This is a genomic window from Methanothermobacter sp., from assembly GCF_030055425.1.
In the GTDB taxonomy this organism is placed as follows: domain Archaea; phylum Methanobacteriota; class Methanobacteria; order Methanobacteriales; family Methanothermobacteraceae; genus Methanothermobacter.
Genome location: NZ_JASFYE010000001.1, coordinates 28,614 through 47,455, shown reverse-complemented (window position 1 = coordinate 47,455; position 18,842 = coordinate 28,614). Strand labels below are relative to the sequence as shown.

At 47.5% G+C, this 18,842-nt stretch carries 25 protein-coding genes and 1 tRNA gene; 15 read left to right on the top strand and 11 right to left on the bottom strand.

Features of this window, described 5'->3' with window-relative positions; genetic code table 11:
- Window positions 1–8 precede the first annotated feature (8 nt).
- Window positions 9–806: a Ni-sirohydrochlorin a,c-diamide reductive cyclase ATP-dependent reductase subunit gene (cfbC, locus tag QFX39_RS00295; protein WP_300476229.1), complete on the top strand. Its 798-nt coding sequence runs from the start codon at window positions 9–11 to the stop codon at window positions 804–806.
- A 1-nt stretch (window position 807) separates the two neighbouring features.
- Entirely contained in the window at window positions 808–990 is a 183-nt protein-coding gene (locus QFX39_RS00290) for a hypothetical protein (protein ID WP_300476227.1), read from the top strand.
- Here the strand turns inward: QFX39_RS00290 and QFX39_RS00285 are convergent.
- Complete coding sequence (locus QFX39_RS00285; RefSeq protein ID WP_300476224.1) at window positions 987–1,427, bottom strand: GIY-YIG nuclease family protein; 441 nt, start codon at window positions 1,425–1,427, stop codon at window positions 987–989. The genes QFX39_RS00290 and QFX39_RS00285 overlap by 4 nt on opposite strands.
- Window positions 1,428–1,646: 219 nt before the next feature.
- Here QFX39_RS00285 and QFX39_RS00280 point away from each other — a divergent pair, with 219 nt between their 5' ends.
- Window positions 1,647–1,817, top strand: coding sequence for a hypothetical protein (locus QFX39_RS00280; RefSeq protein WP_300476221.1), 171 nt, complete (start codon window positions 1,647–1,649; stop codon window positions 1,815–1,817).
- A gap of 66 nt (window positions 1,818–1,883) precedes the next feature.
- Entirely contained in the window at window positions 1,884–2,321 is a 438-nt protein-coding gene (locus QFX39_RS00275; RefSeq protein WP_300476216.1) for a DUF371 domain-containing protein, read from the top strand.
- Between the two features lie 79 nt (window positions 2,322–2,400).
- Here the strand turns inward: QFX39_RS00275 and QFX39_RS00270 are convergent.
- Window positions 2,401–2,484, bottom strand: a tRNA-Leu gene (locus QFX39_RS00270).
- Window positions 2,485–2,632: 148 nt separating this feature from the next.
- Here QFX39_RS00270 and QFX39_RS00265 point away from each other — a divergent pair.
- From QFX39_RS00265 to galU, 4 genes are all read left to right on the top strand, one after another.
- Window positions 2,633–2,956, top strand: a complete 324-nt coding sequence (locus QFX39_RS00265) for a DUF167 domain-containing protein (RefSeq protein WP_300476213.1) — start codon at window positions 2,633–2,635, stop codon at window positions 2,954–2,956.
- Window positions 2,957–3,075: 119 nt separating this feature from the next.
- Window positions 3,076–3,315 carry a hypothetical protein gene (locus QFX39_RS00260; protein WP_013295836.1) on the top strand — a complete coding sequence of 80 codons (240 nt, stop codon included), beginning with the start codon at window positions 3,076–3,078 and terminating at the stop codon, window positions 3,313–3,315.
- Window positions 3,316–3,326: 11 nt separating this feature from the next.
- Window positions 3,327–3,950, top strand: a complete 624-nt coding sequence (locus QFX39_RS00255; RefSeq protein WP_300476208.1) for a hypothetical protein — start codon at window positions 3,327–3,329, stop codon at window positions 3,948–3,950.
- Between the two features lie 40 nt (window positions 3,951–3,990).
- Window positions 3,991–4,845, top strand: a complete 855-nt coding sequence (galU, locus tag QFX39_RS00250; protein WP_300476206.1) for a UTP--glucose-1-phosphate uridylyltransferase GalU — start codon at window positions 3,991–3,993, stop codon at window positions 4,843–4,845.
- Between the two features lie 27 nt (window positions 4,846–4,872).
- Here galU and QFX39_RS00245 read toward each other — a convergent pair whose 3' ends face one another.
- From QFX39_RS00245 to galE, 3 genes are read right to left on the bottom strand one after another with little or no spacing between them, the layout of a single operon-like run.
- On the bottom strand, window positions 4,873–6,135 hold the full coding sequence (locus QFX39_RS00245; RefSeq protein ID WP_300476204.1) for a CPBP family glutamic-type intramembrane protease: 1,263 nt from the start codon (window positions 6,133–6,135) through the stop codon (window positions 4,873–4,875).
- An 8-nt stretch (window positions 6,136–6,143) separates the two neighbouring features.
- On the bottom strand, window positions 6,144–8,081 hold the full coding sequence (locus QFX39_RS00240; RefSeq protein ID WP_300476203.1) for a hypothetical protein: 1,938 nt from the start codon (window positions 8,079–8,081) through the stop codon (window positions 6,144–6,146).
- Window positions 8,082–8,116: 35 nt separating this feature from the next.
- Window positions 8,117–9,085 (bottom strand): UDP-glucose 4-epimerase GalE, encoded by a 969-nt coding sequence (galE, locus tag QFX39_RS00235; RefSeq protein WP_300476201.1) that lies wholly within the window; start codon window positions 9,083–9,085, stop codon window positions 8,117–8,119.
- A gap of 194 nt (window positions 9,086–9,279) precedes the next feature.
- Between galE and QFX39_RS00230 the strand changes: the two genes are divergently transcribed.
- Window positions 9,280–9,699: an EamA family transporter gene (locus QFX39_RS00230; protein WP_300476198.1), complete on the top strand. Its 420-nt coding sequence runs from the start codon at window positions 9,280–9,282 to the stop codon at window positions 9,697–9,699.
- A 70-nt stretch (window positions 9,700–9,769) separates the two neighbouring features.
- The gene (locus tag QFX39_RS00225) at window positions 9,770–10,231 is read left to right on the top strand and encodes a GyrI-like domain-containing protein (protein ID WP_300476195.1); all 462 of its coding nucleotides are present in this window, start codon (window positions 9,770–9,772) and stop codon (window positions 10,229–10,231) included.
- 134 nt (window positions 10,232–10,365) lie between these two features.
- Here the strand turns inward: QFX39_RS00225 and QFX39_RS00220 are convergent, their stop codons facing one another.
- On the bottom strand, window positions 10,366–10,860 hold the full coding sequence (locus QFX39_RS00220) for a hypothetical protein (RefSeq protein WP_300476193.1): 495 nt from the start codon (window positions 10,858–10,860) through the stop codon (window positions 10,366–10,368).
- 106 nt (window positions 10,861–10,966) lie between these two features.
- Here QFX39_RS00220 and QFX39_RS00215 point away from each other — a divergent pair, with 106 nt between their 5' ends.
- From QFX39_RS00215 to QFX39_RS00200, 4 genes are all read left to right on the top strand, one after another.
- Complete coding sequence (locus tag QFX39_RS00215; RefSeq protein ID WP_300476190.1) at window positions 10,967–11,356, top strand: GerW family sporulation protein; 390 nt, start codon at window positions 10,967–10,969, stop codon at window positions 11,354–11,356.
- Between the two features lie 8 nt (window positions 11,357–11,364).
- Window positions 11,365–11,925, top strand: a complete 561-nt coding sequence (locus tag QFX39_RS00210; RefSeq protein WP_300476188.1) for a DUF2953 domain-containing protein — start codon at window positions 11,365–11,367, stop codon at window positions 11,923–11,925.
- 71 nt (window positions 11,926–11,996) lie between these two features.
- The gene (locus QFX39_RS00205) at window positions 11,997–12,215 is read left to right on the top strand and encodes a hypothetical protein (RefSeq protein ID WP_300476186.1); all 219 of its coding nucleotides are present in this window, start codon (window positions 11,997–11,999) and stop codon (window positions 12,213–12,215) included.
- Complete coding sequence (locus QFX39_RS00200) at window positions 12,205–13,002, top strand: type II CAAX endopeptidase family protein (protein ID WP_300476184.1); 798 nt, start codon at window positions 12,205–12,207, stop codon at window positions 13,000–13,002. The genes QFX39_RS00205 and QFX39_RS00200 overlap by 11 nt, the downstream gene beginning before the upstream one ends.
- Before the next feature lie 25 nt (window positions 13,003–13,027).
- Here QFX39_RS00200 and QFX39_RS00195 read toward each other — a convergent pair whose 3' ends face one another.
- The 4 genes from QFX39_RS00195 to QFX39_RS00180 all read right to left on the bottom strand — a co-directional run bounded on the left by QFX39_RS00195 (window position 13,028) and on the right by QFX39_RS00180 (window position 17,695).
- Window positions 13,028–13,888, bottom strand: coding sequence for a sulfurtransferase (locus tag QFX39_RS00195; RefSeq protein ID WP_300476182.1), 861 nt, complete (start codon window positions 13,886–13,888; stop codon window positions 13,028–13,030).
- 134 nt (window positions 13,889–14,022) lie between these two features.
- Entirely contained in the window at window positions 14,023–14,409 is a 387-nt protein-coding gene (locus tag QFX39_RS00190) for a hypothetical protein (protein WP_300476180.1), read from the bottom strand.
- Between the two features lie 65 nt (window positions 14,410–14,474).
- Complete coding sequence (locus tag QFX39_RS00185; protein ID WP_300476178.1) at window positions 14,475–15,404, bottom strand: magnesium transporter; 930 nt, start codon at window positions 15,402–15,404, stop codon at window positions 14,475–14,477.
- A gap of 44 nt (window positions 15,405–15,448) precedes the next feature.
- Entirely contained in the window at window positions 15,449–17,695 is a 2,247-nt protein-coding gene (locus QFX39_RS00180) for a PAS domain S-box protein (protein ID WP_300476175.1), read from the bottom strand.
- A 48-nt stretch (window positions 17,696–17,743) separates the two neighbouring features.
- On the opposite strand from QFX39_RS00180, the gene QFX39_RS00175 reads away from it, so the two are divergent.
- The gene (locus QFX39_RS00175) at window positions 17,744–18,199 is read left to right on the top strand and encodes an MGMT family protein (RefSeq protein WP_300476173.1); all 456 of its coding nucleotides are present in this window, start codon (window positions 17,744–17,746) and stop codon (window positions 18,197–18,199) included.
- A gap of 25 nt (window positions 18,200–18,224) precedes the next feature.
- On the opposite strand, the gene QFX39_RS00170 is transcribed toward QFX39_RS00175, so the two are convergent.
- Entirely contained in the window at window positions 18,225–18,656 is a 432-nt protein-coding gene (locus QFX39_RS00170; protein ID WP_300476171.1) for a zinc ribbon domain-containing protein, read from the bottom strand.
- Between the last annotated feature and the right edge of the window lie 186 nt (window positions 18,657–18,842).

Genomic DNA, 18,842 nt, shown 5'->3' with positions numbered 1-18,842 from the left:
GTGTCTCAATGAAGCGGATAGCAATCTATGGTAAGGGTGGTATAGGGAAGTCCACGATTGTATCGAATATGGCTGCCGCCTATTCCTCCAAGTACAGGGTACTTGTTATAGGCTGTGATCCAAAGGCGGATACAACAAGGACACTCTACGGTGAAAGGCTCCCTGCGGTACTTGATATCCTCAAGGAGAACCGTAAACCTGACGTCTCTGAGGTTATCCATGAGGGCTTTGGCGGTGTCAGGTGTGTGGAGTCAGGGGGCCCTGAACCAGGTGTTGGGTGTGCCGGGAGGGGTGTGATCGTTGCAATGAACCTCCTTGAAAAACTTGGAGTATTCGAGGAGGAGATTGATGTCATCATATACGATGTGCTCGGGGACGTGGTCTGCGGGGGATTCGCGGTGCCACTCCGTGAGGAATTTGCAGATGAGGTCTATATAGTAACCTCAGGGGAGTACATGTCCCTTTACGCTGCAAACAACATTGCAAGGGGTATAAAGAAACTGAGGGGTAAACTTGGCGGTGTCATCTGTAACTGCCGTGGCATCAGAAATGAGGTTGACATTGTCTCTGAATTCGCCTCAAGGATAGGTTCACGTGTTATTGGTGTGGTTCCAAGAAGCCCCCTTGTCCAGGAGAGTGAAATTGAGGCAAAGACCGTGATTGAGAGGTTCCCTGAATCTGAACAGGCAGATGTTTACAGGAAACTGGCAGACGAGGTTTACCTTAACACTGAATTCTCGGTACCTGAACCCATGGACCCTGAGGAGTTTGAGGAGTTCTTTAGAAACTTCAAGGGAGATGATTGATATGGAGAGGTATGTGCAGCTTGGGCTCTTCCACCTGCTGGTGGGTGCTGTTATAGTTCTCATGGGAGTCTGGGCACTTTACCCGGCGAGCACCCTTGGATCTGAACCCACGTGGCATGCGACCCTGAAAATCATATTTGGGGCCCTCATGCTGGGGGCTGGAGTGAAGCTTTTGAGGTCCTAGACTTCATCCCATCTTTTCAGGTCAGCATGCAGGTCCCTGAAGGCCCTTTCAACGGCCTTCTCAGCTTCCTCCCTTGTTTCGAAGTGGTGGAGGTGTGACCTGCATCTGCAGTCGGAGCATCCAAAACCCTTCACAGAGAGGTCTCCCTCAAGTTTTTCTGAAACTGCACATTCAAGTCTCCTCTTATCTGTGGAGTAGAAAACTGACACAACCTCTGCATCACTTAAGAGGTGGTCTATGTGCCATCTCATCCTCTTTTCAGCCCTCAGATGCCTTCTTATTCTGGCCTCCAGTGAACCAAAGCCTGATCCAACATACACGTAGTAGCCTGGAGGAAACCTTATCCTGCCGAGGCTTCCGATTCTGGTTTCAGTTCCGCTGCACCTTATGATAAGACAGTAGGTACCCTTCATGCTGACTTGGCCTCCTAATATCATTCATAGGACCCCTCCATAGATAAGACAGTAGGTACCCTTCATGCTGACTCCATAATAATTTTAATATTTATTTTATCAATCAACGTCACCTATCATAGGATCCAGTAATAAATTCACCTGTTATTATCATTGCAAGAAATTTTTAGTAAAATTTATATTTTTTCATAATTTAATTATATTCTGGTTTCTGCAGGGCACCCAGGTATTGGGGGTGATACCATGGCAGTGGCAAAATGGTTGCTTTACACAATTGGTATAATACTTGTAGTAATGGGTATACTGGGTTACCTGGGAATCCCGTACCCGGCTCTCAGGGACCCGGTATGGCACGCTGCCCTTAAAATTATCGTTGGGCTTGTAGCCCTATGGGGAGGTACCAAGGCAGAGTAGTAAATTTTGCCATTTGAACTCTTTTTGCGGGGCCCTGCAGGGACCTCAAGTTCACGTGGTGGTGGAATGGCTGAGGTCAGGTACACTCTGAGGGCGAGGGGTCACCCCAACGTTACTGCAGAGCACAGGACAACATTTGAGGTCACAGCTGACCCTGAAATAGGTAAAACCGCAGACTGCATAATAGGTGTTTCATCATCGGATTCTGTTTCAACAATCCCCGAGGAGGTGAGGGCTGCCATAGCAAGGGAATCATCACATGTGAGGGTAGTGCTGCGCACTGAAAATGGTTTTGATGAAATAAGTGGTTACGGGCACCCTGACCTCACACTGGATCACCCAACGGATATTGTGTGCCGTAAGAGCAGTTACATCTGTAGCAGAACACTCATGATAGGGGCTGATAAGGCTGCATGTGACCTTGACAGAAGGTTAGTGAAGGATCTAATGGAGGGCAAGGACCTCACTGTTGAAATAATAGTTGAATATGATGATTCTGATTAATTTTATACATGATTGCCAGTTATAATAAGTTAACGGGAATTCAGATGAAATTTTAAAGTGCCAATAATGAAAATAAGAGTGCAGGGGACGGGATTCGAACCCGCGAAGGGACTCCCCCACTAGGCCCTCAACCTAGCGCCTTTGACCGCTCGACCACCCCTGCATGGGAAAAATCAGTGCTTAACGGGGAGTGGAACAAAGTATCTATGTTTTACTATTTAAACTTTGCGGTCTGATGGGGGAAAAGAGAGGCGATCATTCTTTAAGGATGCGGTGGAAAGAAATCGTTTATGAATGCAGCTTCAGAATCAATGGAGGTGATTATTCTGTCCTGTCTTAGGGAGACTGGTGATGATCTTCTTGTGGACATTGAAGTATCCCCTGCTTCAGGTAAATTCGAGGTCAGATCTTACAATGAGTGGAGGAAGAGAATTGAGGTTAAGATCAGGGCACCACCAGAGAAGGGTAAGGCCAACAGGGAGTTAATAAAGGAATTTTCAGCTGCCTTTAATACCAACGCCGAGATATTATCAGGTCATAAAAGCCGGCATAAAACATTGAAGCTATATGGGACTGATGCTGAGACCTTCAGGGATCTGCTGGAGGAAAAATTTGGGGTTAAACTTCCACGGTGAGTGTTAGTATATGGGAAACTTAAAATATTTTGAGTCATACTTTCACTCGAGTGAAAATATTAACTGTACAGAAAACTTTATTAGTTGTCATTAAGAAAGAGACTAAGTGGAGGTTAGAAATGATTTCTACAGTCACAACGACAACAACCACCACCGTAACCACCGCTGATGTAATGACATACAGCATAATAGCAGTGATTGCACTGATAGGTTTCCTGGCTCTCAAGGAGATTCTAAGCTCGGATGAAACAGGAAACGAAACAATAAAGGCCATGGTATCAGGATCCAACGTGGCAATCCTGCCGCTACTCATAGTATTCGCAGCTATCGTAATATACAGGGTTCTAACAATAGTCTAAGGGGGGTTAAGATGAACAGAAACGCTTTAATACTGGTAATTGTGGCTATTCTTGTCATAGTGGGCGCGGCGGTCCTTATGACCAGGAATCCAACAGTGGCACCCCCCGCAGCAGGCAACACACTTCTTGCAATGAGCAACCACGCTACTGACCACCAGGTACATGCCGTGGCAGTAGTGGAGAATATATCGAAGGCCGACGGGTCACTTACAAACATCTACATTGACTCATGGACCCAGCCCGGCGGAAAGGTCTCAGTGGACCTATCCAAGGAACTTGGCTACAATGGATCATTACCTGCCGGAACAACATTCACCATGAAAATGTGGCTTGATCCGCACGGAAACAAAACAGGAAACGCAACCCTCAACATGACAGTCAATGCAGGTACAGAGGACAAAATATCTGATGAGACAAACGCTTATCTCCTCACAGCTTCACACGTATTCTATCCATTATCCAGTATAACATCAAACCAGGTTAACGTGACACAGGATCCTACAAAAGGTGCTGAGTTCCTCAAGGGTATAAGGTCAGTGTATGTTGAACTTCTAATCACAGTAAACGCAGACGGAACCGTTACAATAACACAGCTGGCACCTCCGGTTCTATGCACACTTGCAGCGGGTGGTTAAAAAAACTTTTTTTCTTTTTTTATTAAATGGAGGTTTTTTCATGAAGGCAGTTATACCAGCAGCTGGTCTTGGGACCCGTTTTCTTCCTGCAACCAAGGCACAGCCCAAGGAGATGTTACCTGTATTTGATAAACCAACAATCCAGTACGTTGTGGAGGAGGCTGTGGCTTCAGGCATAGACGACATCCTCATAATAACAGGTAAGGGTAAGAGGTCAATCGAGGACCACTTTGACAGGTCCTTTGAACTTGAATATTTCCTCAGGAAGAACAACAAAAAGGAGTACCTTGACGAGGTTGAGGCCATCTCTGACCTTGCAGACATATACTTTGTGAGGCAGAAGGAACAGAAGGGCCTCGGGGATGCAATATACTGTGCAAGAAAACACATAGATGGTGAGGACGCATTCGCGGTTCTCCTTGGTGATACAATAACCGCTTCTGATGTTCCATGCACCCGTCAGCTCATGGACATATATGAAAGGTACGGTGCCTCCGCCATTGCCGTTGAGGAGGTCCCAGGGGATAAGGTTGAAAGGTACGGTATCATTGATGGAAAGGAGGTCAGTGAGGGTATCTACAGCATAGATAATATGGTCGAAAAACCCCCAGTCAGTGAGGCGCCATCGAATCTCGCCATAATGGGAAGGTACGTCCTTGAGAATGAAATATTTGATCACATAGAGAACGTTCCCCCGGGATTTGGGGGTGAGATCCAGCTGACCGATGCCATGAGGGAACTTAAAACAGTTTATGGCTGTCTCTTCAGGGGCAAAACCTATGATATAGGTAACAGGGTGGACTGGCTTAAAACGTCCCTTGAATTTGCCATGGGGGATGATGAGATAAGGTCTGAACTGGTTGATTACCTCAGGGACCTAATTTCCAGGTACTAAAAAATATATTTTTTAAGGTTTTTTTACTCATAAAAACGGCATTACAAGGAAGAGTATGGAATTTGATATCCCGTGGGATACCGTTATACCTGCGATACTCCTTGTTCTCTGGAATACAATACCATAGACCACTGCGACACTGAACACAAATATAAGGTCGTAACCGGATTTCCAGCCCACGTGAAGCGCCGTGAATAGCAATGACGCATACAGGAGTCCTGGAACCTTCCCCATAACATCCTCGGCGTTCCTCTGAACAATACCCCTGAAAAGGAGTTCCTCAGCAAGCCCAGTACCTATGAGCATAACAGCAAAACCAGTGATGAAATTCTGAACTGAAAGATGGGGGATGAGGGCCTCTGGCCTGAGTATCTGGTATTCAATGTACCCCATTGGAAAACCTGTAAGTGCAACTGCAACCTGCCAGCGTAACTTCCTTAAGTTCAATCCTGCGTCGTCCCTTGTGAGGTTCTGGGTTCTCATGAGGGCTGCCGATGACGCAAAAAGCGGGACTGCTATTATTATGTACCAGTAGAGGTGCTTTACAACTGTGAGGGGCATTGAAAGTCCCACGATCCTTATGATGGGAAGCATCATCATGGCGGCAAGGAGAACCTTCATCTTTTTCTTTGAGAGTGATGAGTGGATAAATAGGGCAAAGAGAAGGACTGTGTGAATCACAAGGCCCAGCTTCATGCTTATAAAGGTTGTTGTGTACTCTGCAATAACAAGGATGGAGAGGTAGAGGAGGAGCACAGAGGTGTTGTACCTTAGGAACTCATCACTGAGCTGGTCCTCCAGCTCCTTCATCTTTGCATATGCAACGAGTACCTTGACCTTCTCCTGGTTCCTTAGACAGATCTCATTATAACGTTTATATGCATCAATGGCATCATCATGCTTTCCAAGCCTTTCAAGAACCCTTGCACTGTGTAGAACAGCCTCTGATTCATTTTTGAGATCGTTGGCCCTTCTGAAACCTGACGCTGCAAGGTTGTAGAACCACCCTGCCCTCTTCAGCTTACCCTTCCTTTCATAAATCTTGCCCATGCAGAATGATACATCAGCCTCATGCGGATCGTTCTCCTCCCTGTAGAGTTCAAGGGCGTTCCTGTAACTTTCAAGGGCGAGATCAGTTTTCTGAAGTTTATGGTATTCTCTCCCCATTTTGAAGAGTGTATCGGCAGTTTTTTTCACGTCCCCTGCCTCTGCATACTCCTCGGCCCTTAGATTCAGGTACCTGATCCTGTCAATGTAATCCTCTGGTCTGAGAATCCTTCGCCTCTCCAAGTTACCACCTAATTCTTCATGACCATCCTCTGGAATAGTTCCCCATCAACGTGAAGGTCCAGCTGCCCAGCTGATGGAAGGGAAGCCTTTTCGAACTTCTTAACGTCCTGTAACATGCTCATCTCGAGTATGGCCTCCATTGACCTCACACCATGCCTGTACTCTGGGATCCTGAGGAATGCATTCAGCACCCCATCATCGATTCTGAGGCGGCCGTCCCCATCAAAGAGGTGCGGGGTCTTCCTCTCAAACATGGACCTTAAGAGTATTGCCCTCCTCAGCATAAAAAATTTGTCTCGCCTGTGCTGTGGATCGGGACCGATGATATTCACATAGCCCCGGAGCCTGCTTATGAAGTCCCTCACCTTGGCTTCCCTCAGAATTTCAGGGTCCTGCGACTCGAACTCCTGGAATGTGCTGCTAGTCCCACCGGCAAATACAAGTATGGATTTACCCAGGGGGTGCATGCTGTCCCCCTCCCTGAACTCCCCGTCCTGCATGGGCGCCAGGAAGTACCTGATCCATCCAAGCCTTTTACCCATCATGGGTGAGTCAAATTCGTCAAAGAATGCCTGGGGAACCATACCCTCAAGCACCACATCCCTTATTTGATGAAAGGCGTCTATGAGGTCATCCTCATCCCTGAACTGGGATATGTTGAAGTTCAGGGGTTTTATTCTCTCAGGTTCCACACTTGCAGCCAGCTGGCTCACAGCAAATGACTTGCCGGCCCCTGGCGGACCAAAAACTCCGATACAGAGGGGTCTTTCAGGGTTCTCATTTTTCATGTATTCCATCAGTAGATTCCTTATGCTCTGATAACCCTCAATTTCCCTCCGGTCGGCTGTTATGAGTTTACCAAAGTGTGCAACAGGAAGTGGACACTTTTTTCTCCTGTAACCATTTATCACAATGTACCTTGAAACGGCCTCTATATCAAAGAGTGGTGGTGAGTCAGCGATCGTCCAGAGACCCCTGGGGTGGTGGGGTATGTCAACGGCACCGATATAATCACCCCCTGAAATGAATATATCACTTACAGGGTAGTCGGGCTCCTCAGAAAACCCCAGGGAAAGAAGTTCGGCGGCAGCAGCCATGCCCCTTCTCACAGAGTCATCAATTTCAAGTCCCCTGCTCAGTGATGCTGTGAAGCCTGCTGTGAATGCACAGCCGCACCCCTGCATTTTACCCGGGGCCCTCTCGATGAGGTTGCCCTCGAATATCTGTGGGTGGTAGAATAACCTGGCATCACCCCTATCATAGTATATGGCGCCCTCCAGTCCAACGCGGACGATCATCCTGAGGTCCTGTATGTCCTTAAGTGTGGGGTTGTTCCTCATCTGCCACATGAAGTCCTCTGCTGTCCTCTCCCAGGAGAGTCTCCTGCTTATATTGGCACCGTACTCCCTGAGGTCCTCCATGGTTATTATGAGGATAAGGTTTTCTCGCTTCCTTTCAAGGAGGTGCTCCCAGAGGCTGCCACTGAATAGGGGGGATGACATTTTGAGTACTGTGGTTGGGTCACCATCAATTATGGCTGAGGGCCATTTTTCCTTCATTTCTCTGAAACCATTTCCTGCATCATCGATGACGACAATATCTGCATCCTCGTCCCTGAATCTGAATGGCATCGAGGGGAGACCATCATCTGGCCCTGTGTAGCCCATGAATCTCTTAACGTGGTAGCCGTCACCTGAGGGCTTTAACTCTGCAAATGAGTGTATAAACTCTGAAGGATCCGTTTTTTCAGGTCTGCACGATAGTGATGGGTGGTTGACATCCACAAGGCTCCTGAGCATCCTTGCGGTGAGGAGGGCACCACCCTCAAGTGCCCTTCTCTTGAAACCCAGGTGAGTTTTCCAGTTGAACATGGAACCCCCAGCGTCCTGCCTGACAGGCCACTGGATCCAGTCAACTGTTACATCCCCTGTTACGGTAATTTTCATCTCCATCACCCTGAGAATTATATGGACATATCAAATCATTTTTTTGCAGTCCTATGCCAGTTCCATGCGGTTTTGATTATCTCCCCCAGTTTGGTGTAAATAGGATTCCATCCAAGAATTTTACGTGCCCTCTGTGAACTTCCAACAAGTTCAGGGGGGTCTCCCGGTCTTCTTTCATCCTCCACAGCCCTTATACTGGCACCTGTAACCTCTCTGCAGGTTTCTATGACTTCCCTCACAGAGAACCCGTTCCCGTTTCCAAGGTTGAACACTCCAATCCTTTCACCTTCAAGGTATTCAAGGGCTCTCCAGTGGGCGTCTGCAAGGTCCATAACGTGTATGTAGTCCCTTATGCATGTCCCGTCGGGTGTGGGGTAGTCTGTCCCGAAGATCCTCACAGAGTCCCTCAGACCCATTGCGGCGTCCAGTACTATGGGTATGAGGTGTGTTTCAGGGTCGTGGAGTTCCCCGATCTCTCCTTCAGGGTCGGCCCCTGCTGCGTTGAAGTAGCGAAGTGATACATAGCTGAGGCCATATGCATCACCGTAGTCCCTCAGTATCTCCTCAACCATGAGTTTGGACCTTCCGTAGGGGCTTATGGGGTTGAGGGGGTGTTCCTCGGTTATCGGGATTTCGACCGGGTTGCCGTAGACTGCACATGTTGATGAGAATATGAACCGGCTGACACCATTCTCCCGCATGGAATCAAGGAGGTTCATGGTGTTCATCACATTGTTTCTGTAGTAGTCCCCTGGTTTCTGCACAGATTCACCCACATCTGTGAAAGCCGCAAAGTGCATCACTGCCTCAACATCGTATTCAGTGAAGATCCTCCCAAGGAGTTTTCTGTCGCCCAGGTCACTCTCAATGAATTTGCCCCACCTTACAGCTTCCCTGTGCCCCTTTGTAAGGTTATCCAGGATGAGGGTTTCATATCCCCTCTCTGAGAGGAACTTATTGACATGTGAACCGATATAACCTGCTCCGCCGACTATGAGTATCATTGTTACACCACACATCAACATATTGTTGGGGGAGCAGATAAATATTGATGATGGACTTCTAATGAAGTCATGATCCCCTTATTGATTTTTTCCGTAATTCTGTACTGTTTTTACCCATCAAGACTTTTCCTTAAAATTATTTTATTGGAAAAATTCAACATATCTTTGAGTTACATATCCTCAGAGGTGATGTATTGAACTACCTGGTATTCGCGCTCTTTGCAGCATTGATGTTTGGTCTGGCCCCAATTTTCAGCAAGATAGGGCTTGAGGGCGTTAACCCTGGAATAGCACTTACAATAAGAAGTTCCGTCATAACAGTGGTCATGCTCTCATGGGTGATGTTCAGCGGGGGCATGGATGCTCTCTCAGATGTGGGTCCAAGGGGATGGTTCTTCCTGGCACTGGATGGTATATCAGCAGCCCTCCTGGGACAGCTCTTTTATTACTATGCACTCAAATCAGGAGAGGCATCAATAGTTGTACCCGTGGTTGCGGCCTTCCCCATATTCACCCTCATAGTTGCGGCTTTCCTCCTGGGTGAGAGGGTAACGGCGGCGAAGGCCATCGGGTTGTTAATGGTTGTTGGGGGTGTGGTGCTTGTCCGGATGTGAACTTTGGTAACACATTTTAGATAAATTTTTATCATTTGACGCATAACTATAACTCAAGGGGAGGTTTTTCATGGAGATAACTGAGAAGATGGTTGAAGGGGTTCGGGTTGCCTACGGGGAGTGTTCGGGTAGCTATGACCGTATACCCCAGTACATAGCTGAGGTTGCAGAGTGGGTCATAGAGAATGGGCTGCAGATGACTGGACGTGTATACGGGACCTACTATAACAGTCCAGAGGATGTGAGTGAGGATGAACTCGTCTATGAGATTGGGGTCTCCATTGCAGGTGAGGCGGAGCCGTCTGAAAAAATTAAGATAAAGAATTTACCTGCCCACAGGGTCCTCGCAACGCTTCATGAGGGGCCATACACTGAGGTGGGTCCTGCCATCCATGCTTTAATAGATTATGCCATTGAAAATGGCTATGAAATTACAGGTCCGGTAACTGAGGTCTACCTCAACAGTCCACTGGAGGTGGATGAATCGGAACTTCTCACAGAGGTTCAGATTCCTGTCAAAAAACCTGATTGATTTATTTTTCCTTTTTTATGATTGATGGGTTCTTTCTTTTTTATAAAATAAAATTTTGGCCCTGATTTTATAATGTTATAGAAATAAATAGATCTGGAGGGCATCCCCAGAGAACTGGAATTTACAAAATAAATTTAGAGCTGGAGGGGTATCTCCACTGGATTGGAAGTTAAACTGTGTTTTCCCCTTAGATCAGTGTAGGTTACGCCGAAACCACCTATGAAGTATGGGCTTGTTAGTCTGGCTTCTTCCCCGAAATCAATCTTAATCTCTTCCTCGGTGGGTATGTAGATCTGTGCCTCGAACTCCACCTCTTTTCCTGCGCCTATAACCTCAAAGAACCTTTCAAAGTCCTGTGATGCGATCGTAACGTTCTTCGCTGGTCCCGTACCTTCATTCTTTATCCTGCATTTAATGGTGACATTTGTACCTGGCTTTGCAGACTTTGGACCGATCTGGGTTGCAATGATTTTGGCCGCACCGGGTGTAGTGTTTTTTTTCTCACTCAAATTTTCATTTTCTTTAACTTCCATGTTATGCATGCTCCCTGTTGGGGTGAAGAGGTAAACACCTGCTGAGACACCTGCAATGAGAAGCACAGCAATTAAAGCAACGATTTTTATATCCATCTTACCGTCTCCAATGTTAACATTTTGTAAACGGGGCACATATAAGTGTTTTGATCTAGGTAAGGCTGATATGGTTGAACATACATACAGTGTAATGTGATTTAAAATGAAAATTGAAGAACCAATTAAAACAACAGTTGAGGAGCTCCGCAAGCTCCTGGATGTGAAGAACCTTGTGGGTGATGCCATCGAGACAGAGGATAAGGTTCTGATACCACTCATGAAGATGGGTGTCGGGTTCGGTGCCGGTATGGGTGAGGGAACATCCTCTGAGTCTGAGGGAGGCTCTGGAAGCGGTGCAGGTGCTGCTGCTGGAGCTGAACCAGTGGCCATGATAGTTCTCCTTAAGGGGGTTGAGGGCCCGGAGGGTGTTAGGGTGATTGACCTCAGATCAGGGAGCACCGGGAGGATCATACAGGAACTTGGATCCACCGTTACAGATATAATACGGGAGATTTCAGATAAGAGGGAACCTGAAACTGAGAGCGAAGAATGAGATAGCCCATGAAGATTCTCCTCATAATCATCTCATTTTCACTTGCAGCCTTTTTACTGGCCCTTATATTAAGGTATACTGTTATCCTGAGGGTTGTCAGGGATGGGGGGAGAACTGACTTCAGAATAGGGGTCAATCTCTGGAGGGTTAGAATTTTAACCAGAAGCTTTAATGGGGGAATTAAGAGGGGGGATGGGGGGGCAGTGGAGCCTGCAGCCATGAAAAGGATTTTCAGAAGGATCTGGATGGCAAGAAGGTACCTAATGGACCTGTTAAGGGCAATGATATCCTCCATAACCATAAGGAGGCTCGGGATAAGAGTTTCGGTGGGAACCGGTGATGCATCTGACACAGCAATCATTACAGGTTACCTATGGACCATTTCAGCACTGACATCCTCCTTAAGGAACATTGAAATAAATGCGGTACCTGATTTCCTCAGCAGGGATATAAACGGAAAAATGGAACTTGAAATGAGCATCAGGCCACTGAAACCTGTCCTGGTTTTTACCATGCTTCTCCTTAGGAAGCCATTCAGGGACCTTGTTATGGGACTCAGGGAATTATAATGAACTTGTGAGATTTATGCGGATTTTTGATTGCTTTGTTGGTTTCCAGAAATTTCGTGTGGTGGTGTTCAATGAAGATTGTTGATTTCACGTATTCGGCTGAGGCCCTGAACGTGGGTGGAAGGGTTATTGTACCTGTATTCAGGTTAACCTTTGCTTTAACCGGAAAAACTATAAATGCCGTCTCAGTGGAACCTATAATGTGTATCGTTATTGAGGATGATCTGAGATACCCTGTTCTGTTAATGGATGACATTTTAAGTGCAGGAGGAGATTGCATTGAAGAGTGAGCGTATATCGGACTTTTTAATGGTAGCCTTTCTGTTTTCATGGATACTCTGGATACCGGTTGCAATGATCTCAAATGGCTTCACATTCCCTGAACCCATTCAGTCCTTTCTCAGAAGCCCCTATAACCCTGCAGCCTTTGGGCCGACCCTTGCTGCAATTATCCTGACCTACAGGTACGGGGGGCGGGATGAGCTTGTCGCATTTCTGAAGAAGGGAATTAAACGTGATTTCCCGAGGATCTGGTGGGCCATAATCCTCCTCCTCTTCCCGGCTATCACGGCTCTTTCACTTTACCTGGGTGTCCTCTGGGGTGACCCACAGCCCTTCCTCTACTGGACCTCCAACCCTCTGCTTGTCCCCATGGTGTTCCTCTACATATTCTTCCTTGGAGGTCCCCTGCAGGAGGAATTCGGGTGGAGGGGGTATGCACTTCCAAGGCTCCAGGAGAGTCACTCCCCCATCTATGCGGCAATAATAATTGGGATCATCTGGGGCCTCTGGCACATACCCCTGTTCTTTATACAGGGCAGTATACAGTCACAGGTACCCTTCTGGAGCTTCATGATCCTCATAATATCTGCCTCGGTGATATACACCTGGGTTTACAACTCAACAGGGAGCATACTGGCTGCCATGATAATCCACACAACAGGTAACCTCTCCTACTTCCTCTTCCCTGTCCAGTCAACCATCGCAGGGGGAGTGTTCCTAATGATACTCAATGTATCCGCAGCCCTGGCGGTGCTCCTCTTTGCAGGATCAGAGCTTAAAACAGACTTCACTTAAAACAAAAAAAAGGAATTTGAGGGTTTCAGTATGGGTTGGGGCCCGTTACCGTTGGGTTGTCCTCTATCTGGGTCCACTCGGTGAATGAACCCTCATATATCCTCACATCAGGGTATCCAAGGTACCACTTGAAAAGCAGGAACTCGTTGGTGGCCTCCCTTCCGGTTCCACAGCTGCAGATGATCTTCTTATCGGGTGTTGCCCCCACAGACTCCACTATTTCCCTTATTTCATCCTCTGGTTTCAGAAGTGTTTTGTTTTCATCGTCCATGAGGCTGGCCCATGGGAGGTTAACCGCACCGGGGATGTGCCCGGGTTTTATCCAGGGTCCCTGACCCTCATAGACCTCAGGGGGTCTTGCATCAAGTACCAGGACGTCATCATCGTCCTTTATAGTTTTGAACTCAGGGTACTCTATGTAGAAGTCCTCCTGCTCTTTAACAGTAAAATCTGATTCCTCCACCTCAGGGAAGACCTTTGTCACCTCTCCCCCGGCTTTCTTCCACTCTGCAAGTCCCCCGTTCAGTACAAGGACCTCTTCATGTCCGAACCTTGCAAGGCTGTAGGCAACCATTGTCTGCTCAAGTCCGTCACCCCATCCCTTGACTCCGCCGGTGGCGGTGTATACAACGGTTGGCTTGTTTTCAACACCTGCCTGTCTGAATATCGATTCTGCGGCGTCCTTAGGGATGTACATTGCGGGTGCAATACCACGGGGCTCCCTGAAAAGGCCCTCGTTTAGGTACACTGCCCCTGGTATGTGCTCAAGTATGTAGTCGTGGATGTTGGGCTGGCAGTCGATTACTGCAACGTCCTCAAGGTTCTCCATGAGCCACGCCGGTGTCACCCACCTTACGCGGCCATCTCCTCCACCATATGGTTCCATTATTGATCACTCCTAACATCTGATGTATAGATTATGTTGCATGGTGGATATACATCTTTTCATTGAAATTATGAAAAAAATTAATGAAGGCGCATTTAATGGTTGAATGATTTTCAATCCTTATCGGCCGTTTTTCAGTCCCCAAACCTCTTTCTGTAGTAGATGAGACCTTCAGGTTCCCTGCCCCTCAACCTCCCGGTTAAACCCTGATTCAGAAACTCGTCCACAACGCCCTCAAGAACCTCAATTCTTTCCCGGGCATCGTCGAGGAGGCCCTTGGTTATCTCTATCCTGTGCTTGAGGCGGTTGTTCTCATCCTCGAGTTCCTGGATGTTCCTGAGCTTGAGGTCAAGCTTCATGACTTGGAGCCTGTTGACCTCCTCCTGCAGTTCTGACTTCTCGGACCTCAGCTCATCAACACGTCCCCTGCACTCAGCGAGCTTCAGTTCAAGTTCCCTTATCCTTTTATCCTTCTCCTTTATCTCAAACTTCAGTTCTTCAATTTTCTCTTCATGATCCATGAAAGGCCTCCTGTTACAGAAGTGATGATGCTGGCATAACTCCTCCACCTTCGACACCCTACTAGTTAGAGGAGTGATGATGCAACACTCAGGTATATCAGTGTTGTTGTGAAGTCACTGAGTATGGTTGCAAGGGGACCTGTTGCAACCGCCGGGTCGAAGCCGAGCCTCCGGAATACCAGGGGGGATGCGGTGGAAATGAAAACAGCTGCAAGAACACTGAAAAACATTGATATGAAAACGATCAACCCCAGTGAAGGGTTCATCCTTGTAAGACCCGCCATCAAACCGGCGAAGGCAGATGAGAGAGCCCCTATCCCTGCTGCCACCATAACCTCCCTTCTGATATAGAGTAGGGGTCTCATTGATGGGTCCACAGCGATCTTACGTATTATAAGGGCCTCTGACTGGGTTCCGACGGCGTCACTCATGTAAACCATTATGGGTATGAATGATGCCAGTGCTATGAACTCTGATAGGAGGTCCTCAAAGCTCCCTATGAGGGCTGCTGTTATGGTACCGCCTATGACCCCCACCACCAGCCAGGGTACCCTTGACCTCACCATGTTCAGTGCCCCGGGGTCCTGGTCGATGACCCTGTGGAATACTCCCCCGAAGTGCAGGATGTCCCGGTCGGCCTCCATCTTCAGTATCCTTATGATCTCATCATGGGTCACCACACCCCTGAATCTGCCCTCATGGTCAACCACGGGTATGGCCTTAATTCCATGTGAAAGTGCCAGGTAGGGTATATCAAACGGGTCATCTTCAGGGGTTAATGATATAATATCCCTCTTCATAATGTCACCGAGTTTTCCATCGGCGGACAATAATTCCCTTATGGATGCGACACCCAGAAGTTTACCATCCTCAAGGATGTAGACGTAGTCTATGCTGTCATATTCCCCAACCTTTTCCCCTACATTTCTGAGGACATCAGCCGTGGGCATATCGGGGGTGGCTGATGGAATCCTGTCTGTTATTCGAAACTTCATGATACCCCTTTTCTGTGTGGAGTTTTAATCGTTTCTTTACTGTATCAGTATCTTTCTGTGTATCCCAGTTCCCTGAACCTGAGGGTGACGGTTAAACCATCTCCTGTTTCAATGTTCATGTCGGCGTCAAGCTGGTCTGAAAGGGCCCTTACAAGGTACCATCCCATATTACCTGATCCCTCAAGCACCTCTGGGGACTCAACTCCCCTCCCATCATCTGAGACCACGAGTTCAAAGCATCCATTGAGGTCCCTTAACTCCACTTTGATGTTCTCTGCACCGGAGTGTTCCAGTGAATTGGTGACGAGTTCATTTACTATGAGTCCAACAGGGAGGCTTGTCTCAAGGTTGAATTCAAGGTCCTCTATATCTGTCTCGATCATGATAGAGCCCTTCTCCACCTGCCCCTGGCTTATCTTTGAGATAAGGTTCATGAGGTAGTCCCTTATCCTTATGTTTGTGAGGTCTGTTGAGCGGTAGAGGTGCTCGTGGACAAGGGCAATGGACCTTATACGGTCACGGCTCTCCCGGAGGACCCTTGAGAGTTCCTCTGATTCCACCTTGCGCTCCTGTATGCTGAGGAGGCTTGAGATTATCTGGAGGTTGTTCTTGACACGGTGGTGTATCTCCCGGAGCAGTAGCTCCTTCTCCCTGAGGGACCTGATTATATCGGTCTGGTCCTCCACTATGAGGATGAGTTCATCTCCAACATGTGTAAGCTTGAGGTTTGCATATATGATTTCACCATCGGCTTTGAGGAGGCGCCGGCTTCCCTCAACCTCTTCCTCTGAATCCTCCGGGTGTATGAGTTCTCTGAGGTTTCTTCCCTCAAGATCCTCCTTCTGGTAGCCCAGAACGGATTCCGCCCGGTTGTTACAGTCCCTTATGGTGAGGTCCTCTCCCAGTGAGATTATTGGACTCGGCGCCAGTTCGAATATCTCCCGGTATCTCTTCTCACTCATCTCAAGGGCTTTTCTGGCCTTCTGAATCTCTGTTATATCCTCACCTGAAATTATGCTCCCGGTGAACTCACCATTTTCCCTCAGAAACCTGACATGCCATGCAACGGTCTTTTTCTTACCATTACAGGTTATTATATTTCCTGTCAGGTGGTAACCATACTCACCTGAACTGATCTTGCTGTTGTAGAGTTCCTCACGCCACTCACGGTCCTCAGGAGGTACGAAGACCATGAACCAGTTTTTACCCTCAACTTCCCCACGTTCACATTCAAGGATTTCAAGACCCCTCCTGTTTATGAGTTTCACCCGGTTCCTGGCGTCCAGCACCATTATGAGGGAGCCTGCCACCTCAAGGTAATTCTCAGTCCGTTTCCTTTCATTCTCAACCTCATTTAGAAGGGTGAGGTTTTCCCTCATGGAGAGGTGCTGTCTTAAGACAAAGAGTACTATGATCACCCCAAGGGATAGGATGAGTTCATTAGAGTGATAAACACCAATTTCAAGGATGCTGTATACTGTTAAAAGGTAGAAGAGCACTATAAATATGTGGGGTAGGTGTGTGATAATTGAGAGCTTTCTCTCAACATAGACTGCTTTTGACCAGTCCTCCCTGAAGAACTCGTCCACCGCAACCAGGAGTAACAGGTAACTCAGAGGCCAGAGGAGGTCCTGCAGACCTCCAGACAAAGATCCGAGAAGGTTCTGGTAGACGAATGATATATCCGCAATGATAAGAACGATGACGCTCATGAGGAATATATGAAGTGTTTTTGAGCGGAATTTGCCAAGCTTGTTTATGATCAGATCCATGAGCATGAAAATTATGATGAGGTCACCGATGGTGTAGAGTGTTGAGACAGCGACCTCCAGGAGATCCCCTCCTGCAAGAACTGTTGGCTTAACAAGGAAGACCCAGGCCGCCGATAGGGATGCTATAAGGATTATCATGAGATCTGTGATTGATCTGAGGTCGGAATACCTCCTTACAGGTATACTGAAGATTCCGGCTGCGAATAGGGGATAGTATATCAGGTAAAATACGTCTGCAGTTGAGGGGAATGGGCTCTGGAGGAGTATGCTCTCAAGTATGAACCAGGTAAGGTCACCGAGGAATGAAAAGAACTGGCCAGCGGATAAAAGTATCAGGGTGAGGTATAGGTGGGGATAGACCTTTCTGGCGTAGATGCTGGCGTATATAAGCCCCAAAAACGCTGCAAGGTTTGTTATTACTGTTATCAGGGATACAATGTCATTTTTGAAGACTGAAAACTGTGATATAACCGAAAGAATGATCATGGCCGCGATGAATATCTTGAGGCTTCTGTCCATAGAACACCCCCATATTAATACATTACTAACAGCAGAACATTTAAGTGTATGTATATTCTGAGGCATCCACTTGCATGTGTTGCTATTTTATGTGGAGATGGCAGGGTTCAGAGGATCTTCTTTGCATCTGAGGGGGATAATGGTACCTCCAGTGGCCAGGAATCTGGGTTCATGGCGGAACTCACAGGTTCCATATGGAGGTTCCTTGATGGTGCGGACGTCCGCTTTGACCTCTCGATACTTGACTGGGGGGTATGCACAGAATACCAGAGGAGGGTCCTCCTTGTGGTATCTGACATTCCAAGGGGCTCCACGCTCTCTTATGCCGAGGTCGCAGAGTCTGCAGGTGGAGGTCCAAGGAGCGTGGCAGGGGCACTGGCAGGTAACCCCTTTCCACTTATCATCCCATGTCACAGGGTTATAAGAAGCGATGGGAGCCCTGGGGGTTACCAGGGGGGCAGTGATCTTAAGAGGAGGCTCCTTGAAATGGAGGGTGTCCTTTAGGATAAAAAAATGATTTGGATTGCCCCTAGAAAAGGAATATGATCATGGCAAAGAGGAACATCACCAGGGCTATGGAGAGGGACTGCCGTGCCTTCCTTGGCTTTTCACCGTACCATATGAGGAATCCTATCAAACCTGCTAGGGGTGAGAATAGGAGTATAACTATGAATTCAGGTGCTGTGAGTCCCTCCATGTTCCTGCAGGGGAGTGTGCTGTAACCTTCCGGGACGTCACCCTCAAGTTTCATGCCGCATCTTCTGCAGTATACCGCATCATCGGCATTTTCGGTACTGCATCGGACGCAGATTTTCCTCTTGAGGTTTCTCCCGCACCCTGAACAGAAGTTACTGTCCTTTGGGTTCTCTGCCCCGCAGTTTACACGTACAATTTTCATATTCCCTCTGATGTTATCCAGTTTCTCCTCTCTGATATGGGGTCGGTGTTTTCTTTCTGGCATCTTAATCACTTGGCACCTTCTATCCCTACTATATAACTTTGGGGTAAAAATTTTTACAGAACCGTCATCTTCGTAATAGGTAAGTTTAACGCAGTTAATCTGTGTTCCATCTGATGTTCCATGATTAGCTTGAATCCACCAAAAAACTTATATATGGGAATTATTTACTTTTTCACCTTTATTATG

Bases quoted from the DNA above. Each gene is read 5' to 3' on its own strand.
- cfbC (WP_300476229.1), top strand. From the start codon at position 9: ATGAAGCGGATAGCAATCTATGGTAAGGGTGGTATAGGGAAGTCCACG.
- QFX39_RS00290 (WP_300476227.1), top strand. From the start codon at position 808: ATGGAGAGGTATGTGCAGCTTGGGCTCTTCCACCTGCTGGTGGGTGCT.
- QFX39_RS00285 (WP_300476224.1), bottom strand. From the start codon at position 1,427: ATGATATTAGGAGGCCAAGTCAGCATGAAGGGTACCTACTGTCTTATC.
- QFX39_RS00280 (WP_300476221.1), top strand. From the start codon at position 1,647: ATGGCAGTGGCAAAATGGTTGCTTTACACAATTGGTATAATACTTGTA.
- QFX39_RS00275 (WP_300476216.1), top strand. From the start codon at position 1,884: ATGGCTGAGGTCAGGTACACTCTGAGGGCGAGGGGTCACCCCAACGTT.
- QFX39_RS00265 (WP_300476213.1), top strand. From the start codon at position 2,633: ATGGAGGTGATTATTCTGTCCTGTCTTAGGGAGACTGGTGATGATCTT.
- QFX39_RS00260 (WP_013295836.1), top strand. From the start codon at position 3,076: ATGATTTCTACAGTCACAACGACAACAACCACCACCGTAACCACCGCT.
- QFX39_RS00255 (WP_300476208.1), top strand. From the start codon at position 3,327: ATGAACAGAAACGCTTTAATACTGGTAATTGTGGCTATTCTTGTCATA.
- galU (WP_300476206.1), top strand. From the start codon at position 3,991: ATGAAGGCAGTTATACCAGCAGCTGGTCTTGGGACCCGTTTTCTTCCT.
- QFX39_RS00240 (WP_300476203.1), bottom strand. From the start codon at position 8,081: ATGAAAATTACCGTAACAGGGGATGTAACAGTTGACTGGATCCAGTGG.
- galE (WP_300476201.1), bottom strand. From the start codon at position 9,085: ATGATACTCATAGTCGGCGGAGCAGGTTATATCGGTTCACATGTCAAT.
- QFX39_RS00225 (WP_300476195.1), top strand. From the start codon at position 9,770: ATGGAGATAACTGAGAAGATGGTTGAAGGGGTTCGGGTTGCCTACGGG.
- QFX39_RS00220 (WP_300476193.1), bottom strand. From the start codon at position 10,860: ATGGATATAAAAATCGTTGCTTTAATTGCTGTGCTTCTCATTGCAGGT.
- QFX39_RS00215 (WP_300476190.1), top strand. From the start codon at position 10,967: ATGAAAATTGAAGAACCAATTAAAACAACAGTTGAGGAGCTCCGCAAG.
- QFX39_RS00210 (WP_300476188.1), top strand. From the start codon at position 11,365: ATGAAGATTCTCCTCATAATCATCTCATTTTCACTTGCAGCCTTTTTA.
- QFX39_RS00205 (WP_300476186.1), top strand. From the start codon at position 11,997: ATGAAGATTGTTGATTTCACGTATTCGGCTGAGGCCCTGAACGTGGGT.
- QFX39_RS00195 (WP_300476182.1), bottom strand. From the start codon at position 13,888: ATGGAACCATATGGTGGAGGAGATGGCCGCGTAAGGTGGGTGACACCG.
- QFX39_RS00190 (WP_300476180.1), bottom strand. From the start codon at position 14,409: ATGGATCATGAAGAGAAAATTGAAGAACTGAAGTTTGAGATAAAGGAG.
- QFX39_RS00185 (WP_300476178.1), bottom strand. From the start codon at position 15,404: ATGAAGTTTCGAATAACAGACAGGATTCCATCAGCCACCCCCGATATG.
- QFX39_RS00180 (WP_300476175.1), bottom strand. From the start codon at position 17,695: ATGGACAGAAGCCTCAAGATATTCATCGCGGCCATGATCATTCTTTCG.
- QFX39_RS00175 (WP_300476173.1), top strand. From the start codon at position 17,744: ATGTATATTCTGAGGCATCCACTTGCATGTGTTGCTATTTTATGTGGA.
- QFX39_RS00170 (WP_300476171.1), bottom strand. From the start codon at position 18,656: ATGCCAGAAAGAAAACACCGACCCCATATCAGAGAGGAGAAACTGGAT.